Source organism: Pigmentiphaga kullae (assembly GCF_004216695.1).
Taxonomy (GTDB): Bacteria; Pseudomonadota; Gammaproteobacteria; order Burkholderiales; family Burkholderiaceae_B; genus Pigmentiphaga; species Pigmentiphaga kullae.
The window spans coordinates 1,411,814-1,433,210 of sequence record NZ_SGXC01000001.1 but is presented as its reverse complement, the minus strand read 5'-3'; the positions used below and the strand labels follow the sequence as shown (position 1 = coordinate 1,433,210).

The window sequence follows — 21,397 nt, the reverse complement described above, 5'->3', positions numbered from 1 at the left end:
CCCCATGCGCGTCCCTGCACCCGGACGGCTCGCGGCGGCGCTGATCGCCGCATTTGCGCTGTGCCCCCCGGCCCTGGCGGCCGACTACCCCTCCCAGCCCGTCACCTTCGTGGTCGGCTACACCCCCGGCGGCGCCATCGACCAGTCCGCCCGCCTGATCGCCAGCGAACTGGCCAAGCGCTGGAAACAGTCGGTCATCGTCGACAACAAGCCGGGCGCCAACGCCACGATCGCCGCCACCGCGGTGGCCAACGCCAGGCCGGACGGCTACACGCTGCTGGTGGCCGCAAGCAGCCACAACCTCAACAAGTTCGTGAACAAGAACCTGCGCTACGACGTGGAGAAATCGTTCACGCCGGTCGCCCTGACCGTCGAGGTGCCCAACGTGCTGGTGGTGAACGCGGCGTCGCCCTACCGGGACCTGGGCCAGTTGCTGGCCGCGCTGCGCGAGAAGAAAAAACCGTTCAGCTACAGTTCCCAGGGCATAGGCGGCGTGCCGCACCTGGCGGGGGAACTGTTCAAGATCCGCACCGGCACCGACATCCTGCACGTGCCCTACAAAGGCGCCGCGCAGGGCATGACGGACCTGATGGGCGGCGTCGTTAACATGTCCTTCCCCACGCCCGGCTCGGCCATGGGCTACATCAACCAGGGCAAGCTGCGGGCGCTGGCGGTGGCCTCCGGCGAACGGCTGGCGCAGTTGAAGGACGTCCCCACCTTCGCCGAGGCCGGCGTGCCCGATTACCTGATCAGTACCTGGCATGGCCTGCTGGCCCCCGCGGGCACCCCGCCCGAGGTCGTGGCCAGGATCAACGCCGACGTCGCCGACATCCTGCGCGACCCCGCCGTGCAGCGGGCGATGGAAGCGCAGGGCAACCTCGCGGCCAAGCCGCTGACGGCCGCGGAGTTCCGCGCCAAGCTGTCCCGCGAACTGTCGGTCTACGGCGACATCGCCTCGCGAATAGACCTGAGCGGAGGCTGATCTACGGCTTGTCCGCCAAAAGCAGGTAGATGCGGGTCTTCAGGTCGGACGGCGGGGTGGTCTTCGGGTCGTTCACGTATTCCTCGAACATCGGGAAGTCGGCCGGCTGCTCGCCGCTGGCCGGCAGCCACCCGCCGAACAGCCAGGCATAGGCCGACTCCAGTTCGCTGTACGGCCCCGTGTGCTCGAGCACCGCGCAGCGGCCGGCGGGCAGTTCCAGGCGATGCAGTGGCTCGTCCAGCGCGATGCCGGGCGGCACCTCCAGTCCGGCTTCGCTGCGCAGGTCCCGCGTGGCCACCTGCTCGGGATCGTCGTAATAGACGCCGAAGCTGCGCGGTTCGCCCAGCAGCAGGTTGCGGCTGCCCGCCAGCATGAACAGGCGGTCGAAAGTGGCGCCTATGCCGAGATAATCGCCGGCGTGCGACAAGGCCGCCAGCGAAGCGCCGGAGAATGATGCGATTTGCACGGGATACATGGTGAGCTCCTTGCTGCGATAGATGACGTCGGGAGAACGGTCCTCGCGATATCGCCCGGGCGGCATGCCGAACGCCGCGCTGAACGCCCGGCTGAACGCGGCGGTCGAGCCGTAGCCCGCCCGCCGCGCGACCTGGTCCAGCGTGCGGCCGTCCCGGCGCAGTTCCGCCGACGCCCGCATCAACCTGACCCGCTGCACCGTGGCCGCCACGGTCTCGCCCAGCATGGCGCGATAGACCCGGTGGAAGTGATACGGCGACAGACAGGCCAGTCCGGCCAGTTGATACAGGTCGGCGTCCTGGTCCGGATGCGCGGCCAGCCAGGCTAGGACTGGCTCCAGGCGCCGTTCGTAGTGGCTGCGTGTCTGCGATTTCATGAGTACCTCCGGGTACGGACTGTACGGGGGGACGTGTTGCGGATTTTGCGGTTTTGGCGTGAACAGGCCCTGGGCGGGCCGGCCGGCGGCGAGGGCTAGAATATAAACGTCCCGCCCCCAGAGGTATCAACGTGTCCGACTTCGACCAGATCAGGCGCGCCGTCCGGCGCTTCACCGAAGAACGCAACTGGGACCAGTTCCACTCCCCCAAGAATCTCGCCATGGCGCTGAGCGGCGAAGCCGGTGAACTCGTCTCCATCTTCCAGTGGATGACCGAGGAAGAATCCAAGGAACTCAATCCCATCAAGCTGTCCGAAGCCGCCGACGAGATCGCCGACGTGCAGCTCTATCTGGTCGCGCTGGCCGACAAGCTGGACATCGACATAGGCCAGGCGGTCGAGCGCAAGATGCTGAAGAACGCGATCAAGTATCCGCCCCAGGCGTTCTACGGCAGCTCCCGCAAGTACGACGAAAGCGACGACACCTGACAGGCGGCCGCCATGACTCCGTCCCGGACCGTACCTCCGCCCCACCTCGCGACGCTGCTGCAGGCCATGCCCAAGGCCGAGCTGCACCTGCACATCGAAGGCACCCTGGAACCCGAGCTGATCTTCGCGCTGGCGCGACGCAACGGCCTCGGCCTGCCCTACCCCGACATCGACAGCCTGCGCCGGGCCTATGCGTTCCAGGATCTGCAGAGCTTCCTGGACCTGTACTACGCGGGGGCCGCCGTGCTGCAACGCGAGGAAGATTTCTACCACATGGCCATGGCCTACTTCCGGCGCGCCGCGGCGGACAACGTCGTGCATGCCGAGATCTTCTTCGATCCGCAGACGCACACGGTGCGCGGCGTGGAATTCGGCACGGTCATCGCCGGCCTGGACCGCGCCCGCCGCGACGCCCGCGACACGCTGGGCGTGAGCAGCGAGCTGATCATGTGCTTCCTGCGCCACCTGCCGCAGGAATCGGCCTTCGAGACCCTGGCGGCGGCGCTGCCCTACCGCGACCGCATCCTGGGTGTCGGGCTGGACAGCGGCGAAGTCGGCAATCCGCCCGAGAAGTTCACCGAGGTCTTCCGGCGCTGCCGCGAACTGGGATGGCGCACCGTCGCCCACGCCGGCGAAGAAGGTCCGGCTTCCTACATCTGGAGCGCCCTGCGCGACCTGAAGGCCGAGCGCATCGACCACGGCGTGCGCTGCCTGGACGATCCGCGGCTGGTGGCCCACCTGGCCGAGCACCGGATCCCGCTGACCGTCTGTCCGCTGTCCAACGTCATGCTGAAGGTCTATCCCAGCATGGAACGGCACACCCTCGCGCGCTTGCTGGAGGCCGGTCTGTGCGTAACGGTGAACTCCGACGATCCCGCCTATTTCGGCGGCTACGTCAACCGGAACTACCTGGCCTGCTTCGAGGCCCTGCCCGAATTGGGCGCGCGCGACGCATACCGGCTGGCGCGTAACAGCCTGGACGCGAGCTTCGCGCCCGAAACGGACAAGCAGGCCTGGCGGCGAAGGCTGGACAAGGCCTTCGACGGCATTCCCACGGGCTAGGCTACAAGCCTTCCGAGAAACCCGTGCGCGGGGCGTTCACCACCGGCTGGTCTATGACGACCCGTTCGCCCTGGCGCTGGTGCCAATAGGGCTCCGTACCGTAGCGGCCGTGCAGCTCGGTGGCCCAGCCCGCGTCGGCGAAGCTGGGCCAGCGGTCCTTGTCGAAACCTTCGGCCTGCTTCACCACGTCGGCCGACACGCCCAGGATGAACACCTTGCGGTCGGTGTCCAGCGTCAGCGCGTTCCAAGGGATGGCCACCAGCTTGTCCCCCATGCCCAGGAAGCCGCCGCTCGACAGCACCGCATAAGCGATGCGTCCCGCCGACACGTCCAGCATGATGTCCTTGATCGATCCGACATGGACATCGTCGGCGCTGTAGACCTTGTTGCCGTCCAGTGTCGAGGCGGCCATGATGTGCGGCCCCGGCCCGGCGGCCGTCGCGCTGCCCTTGCCCACGATGCCGGCGCCGCCCTGCTGGCGCGCGGCGGTGCTGTCGATTTGTGCCATGTTGATCTCCTTCTTGGACGCCGGCGGCTTCCACGCCTGCGTCCGGGGACGAGAAACTGCGGAAGCGCCGGGATACCAGCAAGGAACGTGCCCCATGATCCGGGGTTGCTGATAGCAAACCGTTATCGAGATAAGGAAAAACTGGCTTTTCGCTGTACGCGCGGATCGTGATACTGCCGCCGGGCCTGGATGAACGGGCCCGGCAACGGAACTACGACCCACGGCATGGAAACCATCAAGACTCAAGTCGGCATCGTCGGCGCCGGCCCCTCCGGACTACTGCTGGCACAGATGCTGCATCTGGCGGGCATCGACTCGGTCATCCTCGAAAGCCGCCCGCGCTCGTACATCGAGAACCGGCAGCGCGCCGGCGTGCTCGAGCACGGCGTGGTACGGACGCTGGCGGACTGCGGCGTCGGCGCCCGCCTCGCGCGCGAAGGCATGGTCCACGAAGGCATAGACATACGCTTCGGGGAAACCCGCCATCGCCTCGACGTCAAGGCGCTGTCAGGCGGACAGTGCGTCACCGTCTATCCCCAGCATGAAATCGTCAAGGACCTGGTCGCCGCGCGCCTGCAAACGGACCGGCCGCTCTGGTTCGAGGCGCGGGTGACCTCGCTGCTCGACCTGGAAACGTCCCGGCCCCGCATCCGCTTCGAGCAGGACGGCGAAACCCGCGAGCTCGCGTGCGATTTCGTGGCCGGCTGCGACGGCTTCCACGGCATCAGCCGTCCGGCCATCCCCGGCGGCCGCATCGACAGCTACGGCAGGGACTATCCCTTCGCCTGGCTCGGCATCCTGGCCGAGGCGGCCCCCGCCTCGCACGAAGTGATCTACGCCCACCACAAACGCGGCTTCGCGCTGCAAAGCATGCGCTCGCCCACGGTCAGCCGCCTGTATCTGCAATGCCCGGTGGACGACGACGTCGAGCAGTGGTCCGACGACCGCATCTGGTCGGAACTGCACGCGCGCTTCGCCACCCATGACGGCTTCCGCCTGAACGAAGGCCGCATCGTGCAGAAGTCGCTGACGCCCATGCGCAGCTTCGTGGCCGCGCCGATGCGCCACGGCCGGCTGATGCTGGCGGGAGACGCCGCGCACATCGTTCCACCCACGGGCGCCAAGGGATTGAACAGCGCGGTGGGCGACGTGCGCGTCATGGCGGCAGCGCTGGAGGCCTATTACCGCCACGGCGATGGCGATCTGCTCGAACGGTACTCTGAGATCGCCCTGCGCCGGGTATGGAAGACCCAGCGCTTCGCCGCCTCGCTGTGCACGCTGCTGCACCGTTTCCACGACGAGCCGCGCTTCCACATGCGCATGCAGCTTGCCGAACTCGAACAGATCGTCGAAGACCCGCGTGCCGCGGAATTGTTCGCGCGCAACTACACGGGCCTGCCCTTCGACGTCTGACCGCCCACGTCCTACCAGGAGACACGATGACGGACGCATCACCCCCGCCCCGGGACTGGGGCATAGACGGCACCTATGTCTTCGACGGCGATCGCAGCCGCCGGGGCTATCCCGTCAACAAGCTGTGCATGTCGCTCACCCGGTCCGAAAACCGCGAACGCTTCCGGCAGGACGAGGAAGCCTACATGGCTTCGTTCGGACTGTCCGAGCCCCAGAAGCAGGCCATCCGCGATCGCGACTGGCTGGAACTGGTCAGGCTGGGCGGCAACATCTACTACATGATCAAGATCGGCGCGACGGTGGGAGCCGGGCTCTACACGATGGGCGCGCAGATGCGCGGCCAGAGCCTGGACGAATTCCTCGCCACGCGCCAGGACAAGGGGGCCGTCTGATGGCACGCATCGTGGCAGGCATAGGCAGTTCGCACGTTCCGTCCATCGGACGCGCCTTCGACCTGGGCAAGCAGCAGGACCCGGCATGGAAGCCGCTTTTCGACGGCTATCTGCCGGTCAAGGACTGGCTGGAGAACGAAGTGCGCGCCGACGCCGTGATCTTCGTCTACAACGACCACGGCTCGGACTTCGGCCTGGACCGCTGCCCCACCTTCGCGCTGGGCACGGCCGACAGCTATCCGCTGGCCGACGAAGGCTTCGGCCAGCGGCCGCTGCCCGCCGTCAAGGGCGACGCGGACCTGTCCTGGCACCTGGCCAATGCCCTGATCGCCGACGAATTCGACCTGACGATATGCCAGGAAATGGCGGTGGACCACGGCCTGCTCGTGCCTCTGCCGCTGCTGTGGTCCTATCAGCCCGACTGGAACATCAAGGTCGTGCCGCTGGTCGTCAACGTGATCCAGCATCCGCTGCCCACGGCTCGCCGCTGTCTGCGGCTGGGCCAGGCGCTGCGCCGCGCCGTCGAAAGCTATCCCGCCGACGCGCGCGTGGCGATCGTCGGCACCGGCGGCATGTCGCACCAGTTGCACGGGGAACGCTTCGGCCATCTGGACGAAGCCTTCGACCGGAGATGGCTGGACCTGATCGAGTCCGACCCCGCGTCGCTCGCGGCCATGAGCCACGAGGACATCATGCAGGCGGCCGGGGCCGAGGCGGTCGAACTGATCATGTGGCTGATCATGCGCGGCGCGATGACGCCGCGGGTCCGGCGGCTGCACAAGAACTACTACGCCCCGATGACCAGCGGCATGGGGCTGGTCACTTTCGTGGACGCCGAGGAGGAGACCTCATGATCCGCCTTACCCCGCCGGCATGCCTGCTGGCCCTTGCCGTAACGACCGCGGCCGCGCCCTGCGCCGCCGCGCAACCCGCCTATCCCGGCGGGCCGGTCCGCATGCTGTCCGGTTCCCCGCCGGGCGCGCCGTCGGACATCATCGCCCGGTCGCTGGCCGAACAGTTGGCCGCCTCGTTCGGCCAGACCTTCACGGTCGAGAACCGCCCTGGGGCCGGCCTGAATCTCGCGCCCGGCGAGATGCTGCGGGCCCGGCCCGATGGACACGTGCTGCTGGTCGGCGCCGACACGGTCGTCACCGTGAACCCGCTGGTCTACAAGAAACTCAGCTTCGATGCGCGCCGCGACATGGTGCCGGTATCCATGGTGGCCACCTTCAACCAGGTGCTGGTCTGCCATCCGGGCGTGAAGGTCGACCGCGCCAGCCAGCTGGTGGAGCTGGCCGGGAAGAAGCGGCTGACCTATGCCTCGGGCGGCAACGGCACGCCCGGACACCTGGCCGGCGCCATGTTCCTGCGCGCCACGGGCGCCGACATCCAGCATGTGGCCTATCGCGGCCCCGGTCCCGCGCTGACCGACGTGCTGGGCGGCCAGGTCGATTGCGGCTGGCTGGCGGGTCCGACCGTGCTGCCTCACATCAAGACCGGCAAGCTGACGGCGCTTGCGGTGTCCACCGCGATCCGGTCGCCCAGCCTGCCCGAGGTGCCCACGCTCGCCCAGGCGACGGGCGTGGACGGCCTGGACGCCACGTTCAAACAGTACGTGTGGGTGCACAAGGACACGCCGCCCGCCAGCATCGCGGTCCTGCAGGAGGCCGTCGCCCGCGCGATGAAACACCCGGCCATCATCGCCCGGCTGACCGAACTCGACATGGTGACCGCCGGCACCCCGTCGGCCGAGGCCGCCGCGATGCTCCGGGCCGATACGGCACGCTGGGAGCCCATCGTCCGCAGCCTGGACCTCCAGCTGGACTGAGGCATGCGGCCCGCGGGCAACCGCGGGCCGTTCTACCTGCCCATGCCGGCGATGATGCGGCTGCACGATTCGCACATCGCGGCGAAGGCGGCCGCGGCGGGCGTCAGCGAGGCCTCGGCGCGGCGCACCAGGCAGATCTCGAAGCTATGCGCGTGCTCGTCGAGTTCGACCGGGACCACGAGGCTGCCCAGCAGTCCCTGGTCCAGCATCACGCGCGGGACCAGTGCCAGCAGATCGGTGGAATTGACCAGGGCCATGACCTGGGCGAACGATTCGCAGCGCACCGCGGCCTTGGGCGCGGGCAGCCCGTTGTCCTCGAAGAAACGTACGATCGTGCCGCCCGGCCGTCCCGGCGGCCCCATCACCACCCATTCGCAGTCGGCCAGTTCGCGCAGCGACCGGGCATCCGCCATCGGATGCCCCTTGCGGGCCACCACGCCCAGGCGCGTCTGCAACAGGGGCGTGCTGACCAGGCCTCCGCCCGCGCCTTCGTCCGGCACCGACGTCACCGCGAAATCCACCTGTCCCAACTGCAGCGAGGGCAGGATCTGCTCGAAGAAGCCGCTGGTCAGGCGCAGTTCAACCTTGGGGAAGCGCGCGCGGAAATCCGCGACCACGCGCGGCAGCAGCAGCGCGGTCATGGACGGCCCGATCGCCACGTCCACCGTGCCCGTCTCGTGGCCGTGCATCTGCCTCACCTCGTCCTCGGCGCGCCTGGCCTCGCGGTCGATCAGGATCGCCCTGGCATACAGCCGGTGGCCGGCTTCGGTCAGGTGAACCCCGCGCCCCGAGCGGGCGAGCAGGGATCCCCCCAACGAGGATTCGAGCGCCTTCACGCTATTGGTCAGGCCAGCCTGGGAAACGTCCAGGATACGGGCGGCCTGCCTGAAGCTGCCCTGCTCCACCACAGCCAGAAAGTCGCGCAGTTGCTGTAGCGTCATCGCGGCTCCTTGTCGAAGCCGCCATGATCGCATCACATGGGGTACGCGTGCTCAACCGGAATACGAACTTCCCAGCCGCATCAGTTCCGGCGTGCCGATCAGCGCGTTCAGTTCGTCGAAATCCAGCATGCGGTCGCGCCAGGGGGAGGTCGTGCCGTGTTCGCGCAGGCTGCCGTAGTAGCCTTGCAGCACATGGGCCACCGCGCGCGCGGTGCCGCCCGGGAAGATGGCGATGCCGAAGCCGTGCCGCTCCAGTTCCGCCGCGCTCTGGATGGGGGTCTTGCCTCCCTCCACCATGTTGGCCAGCAACGGCGCCCGGCCCTTGAAGCGGCGGCAGGCCGCGTCCATCTGCTCTGGCGTCCTCAGGGCCTCGATGAACAGCGCGTCCACTCCGGTCTCCAGATAACGTTCGGCGCGCTCCAGCGCGGCCTCCAGCCCTTCCACCGCGACCGCGTCGGTACGCGCCAGGATCAGGGTGGAGGACGAGACGCGCGCGTCCAGCGCGGCCTTGAGCTTGCCGGCCATCTCGGCAACCGGCACCACGGACTTGCCGTCCAGATGGCCGCAGCGCTTGGGAAAGGTCTGGTCCTCGAGCTGTACCATCGCGGCGCCGGCGCGCTCCAGGCCGCGCACCGCGCGCATCGCGTTCAGCGCGTTGCCGAACCCGGTGTCCGCATCGACGATCACGGGCAGCGACACCCGTTCGGTGATGCGCGCCAGGGTATCGGCGACTTCGGTATAGGTGGTCAGGCCGACGTCCGAACGCCCCAGCCGGGTATAGGCGATGGACGCGCCGGACAGGTACAGGGCCTCGAAGCCGGCCTGTTCGGCGACCAGGGCGCTGAAGGCATCGTAGACGCCCGGGGCGAGCACGATGCCGGGACGGGCCAGGCGGTTGCGCAAATCGTGGGACATGGCGAGGCTCCTTCAGGCGGCCAGGCCGCGCTCGAAGCTGCGGCAGTCGGTCACGTCGGCGATGCCCGCCATGTCGGCCAGCGCCGTGGCGTGCACTTCCTCGCGGAAGGCGGCGCAGCCGTCCGCCAGCACGGCAACGTGGTACTCCCGCATGTGGGCGTCGCGGACCGTGCTGGCCACGCCGCCGTTGGTCACGATGCCGCACACGGCGACCGTATCGATGCCCGCATGGCGCAGCACCCAGTCCAGCTGCGTGTTGAAGAAGGCGGAGTACGCCACCTTGCAGACCGACACGTCCACCAGGCCGTCCAGTTCGGCGACATTGGCCTGCCCGCGGCTGCCCGGCGCGAAGTCGCCCTTGCGCAGGAACGGCCGCAGCGCCGCCAGGTGCGGGGCGATCATCGGTTCGCCGCGGCCGTCGGGCCACAGCGTGAACTGGCTGGCGACCACCATGCCGCCGGCCGCCTTCAGCGCCCGCGCCACTGCCGCCACGCGCGGCGGCAAGGCGGCCGCGGCGGCGCTGACCGCCCCGCCCCGGGCGTAGGCGCCGTCGGGCGCCAGGAAATCGTTCTGCAGGTCCACGATCAGCAGCGCGGTGCGTGCCGGGTCGGCGGGAAGGGATGCGTTCGTCATCGCGATAGATGTCCGGAGGAAGAAGTGCCGGGACCATTCCCGGCCAGGCGCTTGCGAAGCTGATTCAGCAGGCCGCCGCTGCGAGCCATGTCGACCAGGAAGTCCGGAATGGGTTCGCACGCCAGCACCCGCCCGTCCGGGGTCGCCACCTGCGGCGTCTCGCGGAACCGGATCTCGATCCGCGCGGCCTCGTCCAGCGACTCCGCCTGCGGACAGGTCAGCAGCATCAGCCCGACGTTGAAGGCGTTGCGGAAGAACAGCCCGCCATAGGACGGCGCGATCACGGCCGCCACGCCCAGGCGCACCAGCGCCGCCGCGGCCTGCTCGCGCGAGGAGCCGATGCCGAAGCCCGGCCCCGCCGCCACCACGTCGCCCGGCCGCACGGTGGCGGCGAACTCGGGCCGGACCGACTCCAGGCAGTGCGTGGCGATGACCTCGATGCCGTGCTTCATGACGTAGCCGGGCGCCAGCAGATCGGTATCGATGTCCTGCCCCAGCTTCCAGACGCGATGCGTGGTCGCGCTCATGCCAGTACCTCCCGCGGGTCGCTGATGACGCCGCGCAATGCCGAGGCGGCCACGGTATAGGGCGAACCCAGGTACACCTGGGCGGTGGGCGAGCCCATGCGGCCCTTGAAGTTGCGCGCGGTGGTCGAGATGACCGTGACATCGTCCCCCATGGGGCTGCCGTAGCCCGAGCAGGCGCCGCAGGAGGTCGGGAAGAGCTCCGCGCCGGCATCCATCAGGACCTGCAGCACGCCTTCGCCGCGCGCGGCCTCCTGGTCGCGCAGGCTGGCCGGGGCGACGATCAGCCGCACGCCCGGCGCCACCCGGTGGCCCCGCAGCACCGATGCGGCGGCGCGCAGGTCGTCGAGCTTGGCGCCCGTGCACGCGCCGACATAGGCCACATGGACCGGTACGCCATGGTAGTCGTCGACCGGCCGTGAATTGGCGGGGCTATGGGGTGCGGCCACCATGGGCGCCAGCGCGCCGGCATCGAAATCGTAGCGGGTGCAGGCGGCCCCTTCGTCCGTATGCCATCCGCTCAGGTCGGGCACCTTGGCGCCGGTGGCGGCCAGCCATTCGGCCGTAATGTCGTCGGGCGCGATCAGGCCGGCCTGGGCGCCCAGCTCGGCGCTCATGTTCGACAGCGTCATGCGTTCCTGCATGCCCAGCGCCCGCACCGCCGGCCCGCAGAACTCCACGGCCTGGTAGGCACCGCCGTTCATGCCGAAGCGGCCCAGCATGTGCAGCATCATGTCCTTGGCGGTGACGCCCTGGGACAAGACGCCGGACCAGTGCATGCGCAGGGTGTCCGGCACGCGCAGCCAGATCTCGCCCGTCACGACCACCCCAAGCATCTCGGTCGAGCCGATGCCGAACATGTAGGCGCCGAACGCGCCGCCCGTAGGCGAATGCGAATCCCCGCCCACGCAGAACATGCCGGGCAGGATGTGCCCGCCCTGCGGCACCACGACGTGGCAGATGCCCTGGCTGTCGTAGACGTGCGGCAGGTCCTGCTCGCGCGCCCACTCGCGCGCGATGCGGACGATCCTGCGGGAATCCTCGTCGCGCTCGGGCACGTAGTGGTCCATGACCAGCACCACGCGCGACTTGTCCCAGATGCCCGCGCCCAGCTCTTCCAGCATGGGCTTGAGCCGCCTCGGTCCCGAGGAGTCATGGAACATCGCGAGATCGACCTTGCAGGTCACGATCTCGCCCACGCGCACGCTGGCGCGCCCCGAGGCGCGCGCGATCAGCTTCTGCGCCAGCGTCCGGCCTTCATCCGGCGATGTAGTCAAACTGTCACCCGATATCCTCGAAGGACCCGGCCGGGCCCTTCCAATCTATTGTCCTAACAATAGTACATTTGATTCGGGTTCTTGTGTTCGTATTTGTGGCGCGCCGGATACCCGGCGCGGCGCGTCAGCGCATGTAGGCGTTGAAATCCTTGCTGACCCAGACCTTGGCGTCGATCTCGCCCACCCTCGACAACTCCATTTCGTACTCGTAGCGGTCGGGGCAGTACAGGCCCTGCAGCCAGAGCACGGGGCGGTCGTTCACGTCGTAGACCACGCGGCTGACCGACAGCAGCGCCGATCCCAGCGGCAGCCCGAGCAGCCCCGCGACGGTGGCGTCGGCCTGACGCGCGGAGATACTTTGCCGGGCCCGGCCGATCGCCACGCCCGATTCCTCGATCAGCACCAGCATGGCCTTGCGCCCGAGCTGCCGGCGGCCGAGGTTGCCCGCGAACTCGCGCGGCACCCAGGTGGTGATGCAGGAAACCGGACCCGCCTTGGTGCTGCGCACGCGAACCGCCCGCAGCACCTGCGCGCGCGGTTCGATCTGCAGCATCTGCGCCACCGGTTCGGTGGCGGACACGTACTCGTGCTCGATGACTTTGACCGTGGTGTCCAGGCTGGCGGCGATGATGTTGTCCAGGAGGCCCGCCATCCGCGGGGCGGCCGTCCCTCCCCGGGCCGCCTGGCCGGGGGGCTGGAGGCGCCGGGTGCCGCGTCCGGCCGACCGCTCGATCAGGCCTTCCTGGGTCAGATTCTCCAGGGCCTTGCGCACGGTGGCGCGCGACACGGCGAACTCGTCCATCAGTTCCAGCTCGCCGGGCACGCGGTCGTCGTACACGCCGTCGCGCAGCCTTTCTTTCAATACCAGGTAGACGCTGTGGTACTTCGGCAGGGGCAGGGTTTGCGGCATAGATCCCGATTCTGTCTTATTGTCTGTCCAATAGAACAATTTAGCTTGACTCGATGACGGAACCTGGCGGAATATCCACATGCCGTCGTACACATTTCCTTCAGGTCACGTCATGCGCAATCATATTACAGGGGAACACCGCGCCCGCCCCCGCGTGCTGAACATCTGCCGCCGCGCGTTCCTTGCAGTGGGCCTTGCCGCCGCTTCCGGCGCGGTCCTGGCCCAGGCCTATCCCGATCGTCCCATCAAGCTCATCGTGCCGTTCAGCCCGGGCGGCTCGACCGACGTCATCGGACGGCTGGTCGCCAACGCGCTGGCCGAGGAAGTGGGCCAGTCGGTCATCGTGGACAACAAGGGCGGGGCCGGCTCCATCCTGGGAACCGACCTGGGCGCCAAGGCGCCGCCCAACGGCTACACGCTGGTCATCACCAACGGCGCGGCCATCACCACCGGTCCGCTGCTGGGCCAGAAGATCCCCTACGATCCCTATCGCGACTTCACGCACATCATGCTGCTGGGCACCTTCCCCAACGGCCTGATCGTGCGCACCAACCACCCCGCGAAGGACTTCAAGGAATTCGTCGAACTGGCCCGCCAGGCCGGCGGCAGGTACAACTACGGCTCGGCCGGCGTAGGCTCGGCGGGCTTCCTGACCGGCGAAATGCTCAAGCAGAAGGCGCACATGGACATGACCCACGTTCCCTACAAGGGCACGGGTCCCGCCATGAACGACCTGCTGGGCGGACAGCTGGACGCCATCTTCAACAACATGGCGGTGGCCTCCACCCAGTCCAAGGCGGGCAACGTGCGCATCCTGGCCGTCAGCGGCCCCAAGCGCGTCCCCGCCTTCCCCGACGTGCCGACGATGAACGAGGTCGTGCCCGGCACCGTGGGCGAGGCCTGGTTCGGCGTCTCGGCGCCGGCCGGCACGCCCGCCGCCGTCGTCGACCGGCTCCAGGCCGCGCTCGGAAAGGTCATGGCCAACGCCGATTTCCGCAGCAAGCTGGCCGAACAGGGGCTGACCCCGATCGGCGCGCCGCAGGCGGAATTCGTGAAGTTCCTGCATGACGAGGACCGCAAGTGGGCGCCCATCATCAAGGCCGCCAACATCAAGCTGGATTGATGCCCGCATGGCCGTCGAATACGCACCCAAGGGGCTCATCGGCCTGCTGACCCCGCAGGCCAACACCACGGTCGAGCCCGAGTACTTCATCCTGCTGCCGGCCGGATACGCGCACATCAATGCCCGCTTGATGAGCGACAAGTCCACCATCGAGGCGCGGCTGGTCGACTACGTGGACAGGCTGGATACCGCCTGCGACCAGTTCGCCAACGCGCCCATCAAGGCGGTCGCGGTGGGCTGCACCGGCGCCTCCTACCTGGTGGGCCGCGAACGCGAGGAACAGGTGCTGGCGGATATCGAGCGCGAGCGCGGCGTGCCGGCCTTCACCGCGGCCACCGCGGTGGTCGCCTCGTTGAAGCAGCTGGGCGCGCGCCGGATCGCGCTGGCCTCGCCCTATCCCGCCGAACTCACCGCCTCCAGCAAGGCCTATTGGGAATCCCAGGGCTTCGCGGTGTCGCGCATCGCGTCGGCCGCCATGGACCACACGCAGTTCCATCCCATCTATTCGATGAAGGCGGACGCCGCCGGCGCGCTGCTGGACGACCTGGCCCGCGACGACACCGATGCCATCCTGATGCTGGGCACGGGCATGCCCACCCTGGCCCCGCTGCTGGCGGCGAACGCCCGGTCGCGCGTGCCGGTGCTGTCGTGCATGCTGTGCCTGGCCTGGATGGGCGTCTCGGCCGTGGATGGCCGGCCCGCGCCGCTGGAGCCCTGGCTGCGGGGCGACCACTGGCGCGAACGCCTCGCGCGTCAGCAGCCCTAGGCCGGCAAAAAAACGGCGCTTTCACCAGAAAGCGCCGTTTTTTCATATACCCATGCGGGGTATCGACGGTGGCACCGTGGGCAGCATGACCGTCTTCTCGAAGGTATAGAACTTCATGCTGGACTCGCCGCCCTCGCGGCCATAGCCCGATGCCTTGATGCCGCCGAAAGGGGCGCGCAGGTCGCGCGTCATGGGCGTGTTGACCCATACCATGCCGGCCCGGATCTCCGACAGCGCGCGCATCACCGTGGGCTGGTGGTCGCTCCACACATAGGACACCAGGCCGAACTCGCTGTCGTTCGCGATGGCGCAGGCCTCGTCCTGGGTGTCGAACGGAACGATGGTGGCGAAGGGCCCGAAGATCTCCTCGCGGCAGACGCGCGCCGTGTTGTCCCGCGCCAGCACGGCCGTCGGCTGGAAATAGAAGCCCGGCTCCAGCGCCTCGACCGTCGCGCCGCCGCACAGCAGTTGCGCGCCGTCGGCACGGGCGATGTCCACGTAGCCGGCCACCCGTTGCCGGTGGGCCTGGAACGCCAGCGGCCCGATCTCGGTGGCCGGGTCCAGCGGGCTGCCTATGCGCAGCCGGCGGGCGCGCTGCGCGAAGGCGTCGACGAAGCGGTCCAGCACCGGCCGCTGCACCAGGATGCGCGAACCGGCCAGGCACTGCTGGCCATTGTTCGAGAAGATGCCGACCAGCGCCCCGTCCACCGCGCGCTCCAGGTCGGCCGATTCGAAGACGATGTTGGCGGACTTGCCGCCCAGCTCCAGCGACAGCGGCTTGAGCCCTTCGCCGGCGCTGGCCGAGATCCGGCGCGCCGTCTGCGTGCCGCCCGTGAACGAGACCAGGTCCACCTGCGGATGCGCCACCAGGGCCTCGCCCGTGACGCCGCCGCGGCCGTTGACCAGATTGACGACGCCCGGCGGCACGCCCGCCTCGATCAGCAGCTCCATGAACCGCGCGACCGCCAGCGGCGTGACCTCGGAGGGCTTGCAGACGCAGCTGTTGCCGAACGCGATGGCGCCGGCGATCTTCATCGACGTCAGGGCCAGCGGCGCGTTCCAAGGGCCGATCAACGCCGCGACACCCACCGGCTCGCGCAGCACCAGCGTCAGGTACCCGTCCGTCTGGCCGTGCAGCTTCTCGGCATGCTGGCCCAGGAATTCCGCGAAGAAGCGGAAGTTGTAGGCGGTGCGGGGAATCTGCCCCTTCTGCAGGTGGCGCATGGGAATGCCGGAATTCATGCACTCCAGGTAGGCCAGTTCGTCGCGGTGCTTGTCGACGAGGTCGGCCACCTTGCGCATCACGGCCTGGCGCGCCTCGACCGGCAGCCCGCGCCAGCGCCCGTCGTCGAAAGCGGCCCGGGCGGATCGCACCGCCGCGTCGACTTCGTCCGCCGACGCCTCGACCAGGGTCGAGATGCGCCGCGCGTCGCCGGGGAAGATCACCGGCAGTTCGTGTCCGGCCGTACGCGTGTAGCGGCCTTCGATGAAGCTCGATACCTGCTCGCGGATGGGGAATTCCGCCTGCGTGGGCTGATTCATGGCGGTCCCGGCCTAGTCGATCGCGGCCGCTTCGCGCAGGCTCAAGATCATCGAGGTTTCAAGCAGGTACTCGCGGGCCAGGGCGGGATCGTCCGCCTTGCGCTTCAAGTCCTCCAGCGTCGCGCGGCGCTGCGATTCCCCGCGTTCCTGCATGCGGGCGCGGTTGCGGCCCGACTGCTGCAGCACGTGCTTGATCGCGATCGGGCGCCGCTGGCGTTCGTACTGGCCCAGCAGCGCATCGCTTTCGCCCGCGTAGATGCGGCGCAGCTTGTCCGTGAGGTTGAAGGCGTCGTGGATGCCGCCGTTCATGCCCATGCCGCCGCTGGGGCTGTTGATGTGGGCGGCATCGCCGGCCAGCACGATGCGGCCGTTGACGTAGGTGTTCACGACCCGCTGGTGGATTCGATAGGGCCGGATCTCCATCACGTCGTAGGCCTGGTCGCGCGGCAGGACATGCTGGAGCTTCCTCTGGATGGACTCGGGCTCAAGCGCGTCGTCGATCGACTCGCCTTCCCAGGGATACAGGCTGACCCGCCAGAGGCCGGGAAGCCGCAGCAGGCTGAAGGTGCCGGTCGAGGCCCAGCAATAGTTGATGTAGGACAGCGAGGGAATGTGCTCGTGGAACGGAAACCGGGTGGTGGCCAGCACCGTGGTCTCGGGAAAGGTCAGCCCCTCGAAGCTCAGGTCCAGAGCGGTCCGCACCATGCTGCGGGCGCCGTCGGCCGCGATCAGGTAGCGCCCGGTCAGTTGCTGGCGCTCGCCGCTGGGCGGCTGCACCGTGACCCGCACGGAATCCTGGTCCTGCGACACCTCCACGCACGGATGCCCCATCAGCACCCGCACCGCCGGCAGCTTCTCCCGGATGTGGGCCAGCAGCAACTCGGACAGCTTCCATTGCTCGGTCTGCAGGCGGTAGGGATGGGCGGTCTCGTCCTTGAGCGCCGACAGATCGAACTCGGCGAACTCGCCCGTCTCGTGCATGCGCACCTGCCAAGTGGGGGCGACCAGCCCGGCTTCGATCAGCCCCGGCGTGATACCGTACTCGTCCAGCATTTCCAGCGTGGGCGGATGGAAGGTGGACGCCTTCAAGGCCCGCGACACCTGTTCCTCGGCTTCCACGACCACGACCGGAATGCCGTAATGGCCCAGCCGCATCGCCGCGACCAGGCCCACGGGGCCGCCGCCTACAATAATGACCTGCTCGGGGGTCCCGGTGCTCACACGCTACCTCGCTTGGGTTGTCGACGTTTTTCGAGCCATTTCACATTTATTCTATTGACCTGTCAATAGGACAATTGAACCATCTGGTCCGGGATTCCGGACGGCGTCGCGCCGGGACGTCACAAACCGGCGGGCTCGCTCGTCATACAGCGTAGACCTTTTTTGGAGATCGCCATGAGCATCCATCTGTGGAACCGGCTCCAGGTATCGATGCACCGATGGACATGATGACGGGTGATGGCACGGAGTTCTTCGAAGCACGCCGGCGGTTCCTGTTCGGGCTGGCGTATCGCATGCTGGGCACGCGGGCGGATGCCGAGGATGCCGTGCAGGAGACCTTCATCAAGTGGATGCACGCGGATCGCGGCGCGATCGCGAATCCGGCGGCATGGCTGACCAGCATCTGCACCAACCTGTGCGTGGACATGCTGCGCGCGGCGCACCGGACGCGGGTGGACTACGTGGGTTCGTGGCTGCCCGAGCCCATCCATACCCGCGAGGACGACACCCCGGAGTCGCGGCTGGAGTTGGCATCGTCGCTGACCACGGCTTTCCTGCTGGTGCTGGAGCGGCTTACGCCCAAAGAGCGGGCCGCGTACCTGCTGCACGAGATCTTCGACACCCCCTACCCGGACATCGCCGCCACGTTGGGCATGCAGGAAAGCGCCTGCCGCAAGCTGGTCTCGCGGGCGCGCGAGGCCATCGAGTCCAGCAAGGTCCGGCATACCACGCCGGCCGAACGCCAGGAGCAGTTGCTGTCGGCTTTCCAGGACGCCATCAACGGCCGCGGCACGGGGCCGCTGGCGGCGCTGCTGTCGGACGACGTCCGCTTCTCGTCGGACGGCGGCGGCAAGGCCATCACGCTGCGGCAGGAACTGATGGGCAAGGTGTCCGTCATGCGTTTCGTCGAGCGCGGCCTGATACGGTTCTGGCAGGGCATGGACTGGATCGTGGCCGACATCAGCGGCGCCAAGGGCGTGCTGCTGCGCGAGAACGGCGTGATCATCGGCGCGCTGACCTTCGCCTACGACGAGAATGGCGCGGTATCGAACATCTACCTGATGCGCAACCCGGACAAGCTCGACTGTTTCCAGGGCCCGTGAGGCGGTTCTTGCAGGCCTTGCGGCAAGAGGTAACAAGTTTTGCGGCCCGTGCGCCACGTTCCTAAGATGAAGGCTACGCGGCTTTCACAGGCACCGATCATGCACCTGACTTCCCATGGTTTTTCGTCGCCGCGCCGGGCCGCCCTGGCGGGCCTGCTGGCCCTGGCGCTGGCCGGCTGCGCCAGCCTGCCCGGCCGCGACCCGCTCAACGTGCAGGTCGCCGGCGTCGAACCCCTGGAAGGCCAGGGCCTGGAGATGCGGATGGCGGTCAAGCTGCGGGTCCAGAACCCCAACGACTCCGCGGTGGACTACGACGGCGCCGCGCTGGAGCTGGAGTTGAACGGCAAACGCTTCGCGACGGGCGTCAGCAACGAACGCGGCAGCGTGCCCCGCTTCGGCGAGACCGTGCTGACGGTGCCGGTGTCGGTGTCCGCGTTCAGCGCGATCCGGCAGGCGCTGGGCCTGGCGGACGGTTCGCGCCTGGACGACATTCCCTATGTGGTCCGCGGCAAGCTGTCGGGCGGCATGTTCGGCACGACGCGGTTTTCGGACAAGGGCAGCCTGAGCCTGCCCGGTTACTGAGGCCCCTACAGCCCCTTCTCCACCATCTCCAGCAGCCGCTGCCCCACCTCTTCCATCTGCGCGGCGCTGAAGCTGCGCAGCGGTCCGTCTATTACCAGCATGGCCAGCCCATGCACGGACGACCAGGCCAGGTATTCGGCGGCGAAGCGGCGTTCCGGCGTCAGCAGCCCCGCCGCCGCCATGCGGTCCAGCGCGGCGCTGAGCAACTGGAACGGATCCAGTCCGCTGCGGCCGGCCTTGTCCGCGTCGGGCACCTTCAGCGGCCCGTCGGCCGGCGCGAAGGCGGTGCGGAACAGGCCGGGCTCGAGCCGGGCGAAACGCAGGTAGCCCGCGCCCACCGCGCGCAGGCTGGCGCGGGCGTAGTCGGCGGGCGGGCTGTTGCCGTCCAGTTTGTCGAGTTCGGTTTCCATGGCGCTGGCCAACGCAGACAACGCGGCGGCCCGCACCGCCAGCAGCAGGTCTTCCCGGCTGGCGAAGTGGCGGTAGGCGGCGTTCGGGACGACGCCGGCGCGGCGTGTGGCTTCGCGCAGCACGATCGCCGACGGGCCGCCCTGGCGGGCAAGCTCGATGCCCGCTTCCAGCAGGGCGCGGCGCAGGTCGCCGTGGCGGTAGGTGCTGCGCGAGGCGGGCGGGGTGACGGCGCTGGTCATGGGAACTCCATGTGGACACTGTACATTATCTCTGATAACTTATGTGTACAGCGTCCACAATTTTTCACCCACCTTCATCCAGCAGTCAGACGAGGAGACCGTCATGCATATCCAGCCCTATCTTTTCTTCGAAGGCCGGGCCGAGGAAGCGGCCGAGTTCTACGCCAAGGCGCTCGGCGCCCGGGTCACGATGATGCTGCGCTTCAAGGACGCTCCGCCAGCCGCAGGCGACAGCGACAACGAGAACTGCGCGCCGCCGCCGGGTTCGGAGAACAAGATCATGCACATGTCGCTGGAGATCGGCGGTGCCGTCGTGATGGGATCGGACGGCATGTGCAAGGGCCCCGCCGAATTCAAGGGCGTCTCGCTGGCGCTGAGCGTGGCCGACGACGCCGACGCGGAACGCAAGTTCGCGGCCCTGGGCGACGGCGGCACCGTGATCGCGCCGATGACGCCCACCTTCTTCTCGTCGCGCTTCGGCATGGTGACCGACCGCTTCGGCGTGACCTGGATGGTGCAGGTCGCCCCCTGACCGGGGTCCGGGAAGGAACGAAGCGGCACCGGGAGGAGCCGCGCGAAGCGCCGTTCTTCCCGGTGCTAACATGAGACGGCCCCTGGCATTTTTCTACATGCCCGGCTGGCTCCGCCGTGCCTATCTGGAAAACCATCCCCCTTCGCCTCATCGCGCTGGCCCAGCGCTACCCCGGCACCATCGCGGCCTTCGGCTTCGCGTCCGGGGTGGTCAGTTTCTTCACCGTCGAGCGCCACGAGGCCTTTGCGCGCGTGATCGCGGCGGTGATGCTGGTGAGCTGGATCTGGCTGATGCTGGAACGGGCCCTGCGGCGGCGCATCGAACGGCGCTTCGGCTGGACCATACCGATACCCGTGCTGCGCTACGGCACGCAGATGATCCACCAGGAAGGCCTGTTCTTCGTGCTGCCCTTCCTGTACACCGCCACGACCTGGAACAGCGGCCAGGCGCTGTTCACCGGACTGGTGGGCGCCGCCGCGCTGGTGGCGCTGGTCGATCCGCTGTATTTCCGGTGGCTGTCGACCCGCCGCTGGGTGTTCCTGACGTATCACACCTTCACGCTGTTCGCGGTGCTGCTGACCGCGCTGCCCCTGGTCCTGCACATCCCGACGGGCAACAGCTACAAGCTCGCGCTGGGTGTCGCGGTGCTGCTGTCCTTCCCCACGCTGGCCGAGCTGGTTCCGCTGGAAGCCCGCTGGCGCAAATGGGCGGTCGTGGCGCTGATGCTTGCGCTCGGCTCCGTGGGATGGCTGCTGCGCCTGTGGGTGCCCCCCGCCACGCTGTGGCTGACCGAGGTCGCCGTTTCGACCAGCATGGACAGCCTCAACATGCAGGCCGGCGAGCGCCTGCGCACCGTGACGCCCGCCCAGATGCGCGACCAGGGCATCTACGCCTACACCTCGATCAACGCGCCGCTGGGCCTGGAAGAGCACATCTACCACGTCTGGCTGCACGACGGGCGCGAGGTGGACCGCATTGCGCTGGACATCCGCGGCGGACGCAAGGAAGGCTATCGGGCCTGGACCCACAAGCAGAACTTCCCCGCCGACGCCCGCGGCCGCTGGCAGGTCAAGGTGGTGACGGACGCCGGCCAGATGATAGGCACGCTGCGCTTTCGCGTTGAGGGCGACGCGGCCCCGGCGCCGTAGGCCGGCA

At 68.3% G+C, this 21,397-nt stretch carries 24 protein-coding genes; 13 read left to right on the top strand and 11 right to left on the bottom strand.

Annotation, left to right across the window (positions count from 1 at the left end; all coding sequences use genetic code 11):
* The first annotated feature begins 4 nt into the window (after positions 1 to 4).
* Positions 5 to 982, top strand: a complete 978-nt coding sequence (locus EV675_RS07075; protein ID WP_130356607.1) for a Bug family tripartite tricarboxylate transporter substrate binding protein — start codon at positions 5 to 7, stop codon at positions 980 to 982.
* Between the two features lies 1 nt (position 983).
* Here the strand turns inward: EV675_RS07075 and EV675_RS07070 are convergent, their stop codons facing one another.
* Positions 984 to 1,832, bottom strand: coding sequence for an AraC family transcriptional regulator (locus tag EV675_RS07070; protein WP_130356606.1), 849 nt, complete (start codon positions 1,830 to 1,832; stop codon positions 984 to 986).
* A 131-nt stretch (positions 1,833 to 1,963) separates the two neighbouring features.
* On the opposite strand from EV675_RS07070, the gene EV675_RS07065 reads away from it, so the two are divergent.
* Positions 1,964 to 2,320, top strand: coding sequence for a nucleotide pyrophosphohydrolase (locus EV675_RS07065; RefSeq protein WP_242621352.1), 357 nt, complete (start codon positions 1,964 to 1,966; stop codon positions 2,318 to 2,320).
* A gap of 12 nt (positions 2,321 to 2,332) precedes the next feature.
* Positions 2,333 to 3,382: an adenosine deaminase gene (locus EV675_RS07060; protein WP_130356605.1), complete on the top strand. Its 1,050-nt coding sequence runs from the start codon at positions 2,333 to 2,335 to the stop codon at positions 3,380 to 3,382.
* Position 3,383: 1 nt separating this feature from the next.
* On the opposite strand, the gene EV675_RS07055 is transcribed toward EV675_RS07060, so the two are convergent.
* Positions 3,384 to 3,890: a PRC-barrel domain-containing protein gene (locus tag EV675_RS07055; protein WP_130356604.1), complete on the bottom strand. Its 507-nt coding sequence runs from the start codon at positions 3,888 to 3,890 to the stop codon at positions 3,384 to 3,386.
* Between the two features lie 234 nt (positions 3,891 to 4,124).
* On the opposite strand from EV675_RS07055, the gene EV675_RS07050 reads away from it, so the two are divergent.
* From EV675_RS07050 to EV675_RS07035, 4 genes are read left to right on the top strand one after another with little or no spacing between them, the layout of a single operon-like run.
* Positions 4,125 to 5,303 carry a 4-hydroxybenzoate 3-monooxygenase gene (locus tag EV675_RS07050; RefSeq protein ID WP_130357938.1) on the top strand — a complete coding sequence of 393 codons (1,179 nt, stop codon included), beginning with the start codon at positions 4,125 to 4,127 and terminating at the stop codon, positions 5,301 to 5,303.
* Positions 5,304 to 5,329: 26 nt separating this feature from the next.
* Positions 5,330 to 5,695 carry a protocatechuate 3,4-dioxygenase gene (locus tag EV675_RS07045; RefSeq protein WP_130356603.1) on the top strand — a complete coding sequence of 122 codons (366 nt, stop codon included), beginning with the start codon at positions 5,330 to 5,332 and terminating at the stop codon, positions 5,693 to 5,695.
* Positions 5,695 to 6,549: a class III extradiol dioxygenase family protein gene (locus EV675_RS07040; protein ID WP_130356602.1), complete on the top strand. Its 855-nt coding sequence runs from the start codon at positions 5,695 to 5,697 to the stop codon at positions 6,547 to 6,549. Before EV675_RS07045 ends, EV675_RS07040 begins: the two co-directional genes overlap by 1 nt.
* On the top strand, positions 6,546 to 7,523 hold the full coding sequence (locus tag EV675_RS07035; RefSeq protein ID WP_130356601.1) for a Bug family tripartite tricarboxylate transporter substrate binding protein: 978 nt from the start codon (positions 6,546 to 6,548) through the stop codon (positions 7,521 to 7,523). The genes EV675_RS07040 and EV675_RS07035 overlap by 4 nt, the downstream gene beginning before the upstream one ends.
* A gap of 32 nt (positions 7,524 to 7,555) precedes the next feature.
* Here the strand turns inward: EV675_RS07035 and EV675_RS07030 are convergent, their stop codons facing one another.
* The 6 genes from EV675_RS07030 to EV675_RS07005 form a co-directional block, all read right to left on the bottom strand.
* Entirely contained in the window at positions 7,556 to 8,464 is a 909-nt protein-coding gene (locus EV675_RS07030; RefSeq protein ID WP_130356600.1) for a LysR substrate-binding domain-containing protein, read from the bottom strand.
* Positions 8,465 to 8,515: 51 nt separating this feature from the next.
* The gene (locus EV675_RS07025) at positions 8,516 to 9,379 is read right to left on the bottom strand and encodes an isocitrate lyase/PEP mutase family protein (RefSeq protein WP_130356599.1); all 864 of its coding nucleotides are present in this window, start codon (positions 9,377 to 9,379) and stop codon (positions 8,516 to 8,518) included.
* Between the two features lie 12 nt (positions 9,380 to 9,391).
* A complete protein-coding gene (locus tag EV675_RS07020) occupies positions 9,392 to 10,012 on the bottom strand; it encodes a cysteine hydrolase family protein (RefSeq protein ID WP_130356598.1) in 621 nt (206 codons plus the stop codon).
* Positions 10,009 to 10,539: a LeuD/DmdB family oxidoreductase small subunit gene (locus tag EV675_RS07015; RefSeq protein WP_130356597.1), complete on the bottom strand. Its 531-nt coding sequence runs from the start codon at positions 10,537 to 10,539 to the stop codon at positions 10,009 to 10,011. Before EV675_RS07015 ends, EV675_RS07020 begins: the two co-directional genes overlap by 4 nt.
* Entirely contained in the window at positions 10,536 to 11,813 is a 1,278-nt protein-coding gene (locus EV675_RS07010) for a 3-isopropylmalate dehydratase large subunit (protein WP_130356596.1), read from the bottom strand. Before EV675_RS07010 ends, EV675_RS07015 begins: the two co-directional genes overlap by 4 nt.
* 124 nt (positions 11,814 to 11,937) lie before the next feature.
* Positions 11,938 to 12,723 (bottom strand): GntR family transcriptional regulator, encoded by a 786-nt coding sequence (locus EV675_RS07005; RefSeq protein WP_130356595.1) that lies wholly within the window; start codon positions 12,721 to 12,723, stop codon positions 11,938 to 11,940.
* 112 nt (positions 12,724 to 12,835) lie between these two features.
* On the opposite strand from EV675_RS07005, the gene EV675_RS07000 reads away from it, so the two are divergent.
* Together EV675_RS07000 and EV675_RS06995 are read left to right on the top strand one after the other, a co-directional pair.
* A complete protein-coding gene (locus EV675_RS07000) occupies positions 12,836 to 13,846 on the top strand; it encodes a Bug family tripartite tricarboxylate transporter substrate binding protein (RefSeq protein ID WP_165404476.1) in 1,011 nt (336 codons plus the stop codon).
* A 7-nt stretch (positions 13,847 to 13,853) separates the two neighbouring features.
* Complete coding sequence (locus EV675_RS06995) at positions 13,854 to 14,612, top strand: maleate cis-trans isomerase family protein (RefSeq protein ID WP_165404475.1); 759 nt, start codon at positions 13,854 to 13,856, stop codon at positions 14,610 to 14,612.
* A 42-nt stretch (positions 14,613 to 14,654) separates the two neighbouring features.
* Here EV675_RS06995 and EV675_RS06990 read toward each other — a convergent pair whose 3' ends face one another.
* Positions 14,655 to 16,154 (bottom strand): aldehyde dehydrogenase, encoded by a 1,500-nt coding sequence (locus EV675_RS06990; RefSeq protein WP_130356592.1) that lies wholly within the window; start codon positions 16,152 to 16,154, stop codon positions 14,655 to 14,657.
* A 12-nt stretch (positions 16,155 to 16,166) separates the two neighbouring features.
* A complete protein-coding gene (locus tag EV675_RS06985; RefSeq protein ID WP_207221923.1) occupies positions 16,167 to 17,375 on the bottom strand; it encodes an FAD-dependent oxidoreductase in 1,209 nt (402 codons plus the stop codon).
* Between the two features lie 218 nt (positions 17,376 to 17,593).
* Between EV675_RS06985 and sigJ the strand changes: the two genes are divergently transcribed.
* Both sigJ and EV675_RS06975 read left to right on the top strand, forming a co-directional pair.
* Entirely contained in the window at positions 17,594 to 18,478 is an 885-nt protein-coding gene (sigJ, locus tag EV675_RS06980) for an RNA polymerase sigma factor SigJ (protein WP_130356591.1), read from the top strand.
* A gap of 99 nt (positions 18,479 to 18,577) precedes the next feature.
* Complete coding sequence (locus tag EV675_RS06975) at positions 18,578 to 19,060, top strand: LEA/WHy family protein (protein ID WP_130356590.1); 483 nt, start codon at positions 18,578 to 18,580, stop codon at positions 19,058 to 19,060.
* 5 nt (positions 19,061 to 19,065) lie between these two features.
* Here the strand turns inward: EV675_RS06975 and EV675_RS06970 are convergent, their stop codons facing one another.
* Positions 19,066 to 19,710, bottom strand: coding sequence for a TetR/AcrR family transcriptional regulator (locus EV675_RS06970; RefSeq protein WP_130356589.1), 645 nt, complete (start codon positions 19,708 to 19,710; stop codon positions 19,066 to 19,068).
* 103 nt (positions 19,711 to 19,813) lie between these two features.
* Here EV675_RS06970 and EV675_RS06965 point away from each other — a divergent pair, with 103 nt between their 5' ends.
* On the top strand, positions 19,814 to 20,242 hold the full coding sequence (locus tag EV675_RS06965; protein ID WP_130356588.1) for a VOC family protein: 429 nt from the start codon (positions 19,814 to 19,816) through the stop codon (positions 20,240 to 20,242).
* Between the two features lie 116 nt (positions 20,243 to 20,358).
* Positions 20,359 to 21,390 (top strand): DUF5924 family protein, encoded by a 1,032-nt coding sequence (locus EV675_RS06960; RefSeq protein WP_130356587.1) that lies wholly within the window; start codon positions 20,359 to 20,361, stop codon positions 21,388 to 21,390.
* The last annotated feature ends 7 nt before the right edge of the window (positions 21,391 to 21,397 follow it).

Coding starts and splice junctions, on each gene's coding strand:
- EV675_RS07075 (WP_130356607.1), top strand. CDS start 5: ATGCGCGTCCCTGCACCCGGACGGCTCGCGGCGGCGCTGATCGCCGCA.
- EV675_RS07070 (WP_130356606.1), bottom strand. CDS start 1,832: ATGAAATCGCAGACACGCAGCCACTACGAACGGCGCCTGGAGCCAGTC.
- EV675_RS07060 (WP_130356605.1), top strand. CDS start 2,333: ATGACTCCGTCCCGGACCGTACCTCCGCCCCACCTCGCGACGCTGCTG.
- EV675_RS07055 (WP_130356604.1), bottom strand. CDS start 3,890: ATGGCACAAATCGACAGCACCGCCGCGCGCCAGCAGGGCGGCGCCGGC.
- EV675_RS07045 (WP_130356603.1), top strand. CDS start 5,330: ATGACGGACGCATCACCCCCGCCCCGGGACTGGGGCATAGACGGCACC.
- EV675_RS07040 (WP_130356602.1), top strand. CDS start 5,695: ATGGCACGCATCGTGGCAGGCATAGGCAGTTCGCACGTTCCGTCCATC.
- EV675_RS07035 (WP_130356601.1), top strand. CDS start 6,546: ATGATCCGCCTTACCCCGCCGGCATGCCTGCTGGCCCTTGCCGTAACG.
- EV675_RS07030 (WP_130356600.1), bottom strand. CDS start 8,464: ATGACGCTACAGCAACTGCGCGACTTTCTGGCTGTGGTGGAGCAGGGC.
- EV675_RS07025 (WP_130356599.1), bottom strand. CDS start 9,379: ATGTCCCACGATTTGCGCAACCGCCTGGCCCGTCCCGGCATCGTGCTC.
- EV675_RS07020 (WP_130356598.1), bottom strand. CDS start 10,012: ATGACGAACGCATCCCTTCCCGCCGACCCGGCACGCACCGCGCTGCTG.
- EV675_RS07015 (WP_130356597.1), bottom strand. CDS start 10,539: ATGAGCGCGACCACGCATCGCGTCTGGAAGCTGGGGCAGGACATCGAT.
- EV675_RS07005 (WP_130356595.1), bottom strand. CDS start 12,723: ATGCCGCAAACCCTGCCCCTGCCGAAGTACCACAGCGTCTACCTGGTA.
- EV675_RS07000 (WP_165404476.1), top strand. CDS start 12,836: ATGCGCAATCATATTACAGGGGAACACCGCGCCCGCCCCCGCGTGCTG.
- EV675_RS06995 (WP_165404475.1), top strand. CDS start 13,854: ATGGCCGTCGAATACGCACCCAAGGGGCTCATCGGCCTGCTGACCCCG.
- EV675_RS06990 (WP_130356592.1), bottom strand. CDS start 16,154: ATGAATCAGCCCACGCAGGCGGAATTCCCCATCCGCGAGCAGGTATCG.
- sigJ (WP_130356591.1), top strand. CDS start 17,594: ATGGACATGATGACGGGTGATGGCACGGAGTTCTTCGAAGCACGCCGG.
- EV675_RS06975 (WP_130356590.1), top strand. CDS start 18,578: ATGCACCTGACTTCCCATGGTTTTTCGTCGCCGCGCCGGGCCGCCCTG.
- EV675_RS06970 (WP_130356589.1), bottom strand. CDS start 19,710: ATGACCAGCGCCGTCACCCCGCCCGCCTCGCGCAGCACCTACCGCCAC.
- EV675_RS06965 (WP_130356588.1), top strand. CDS start 19,814: ATGCATATCCAGCCCTATCTTTTCTTCGAAGGCCGGGCCGAGGAAGCG.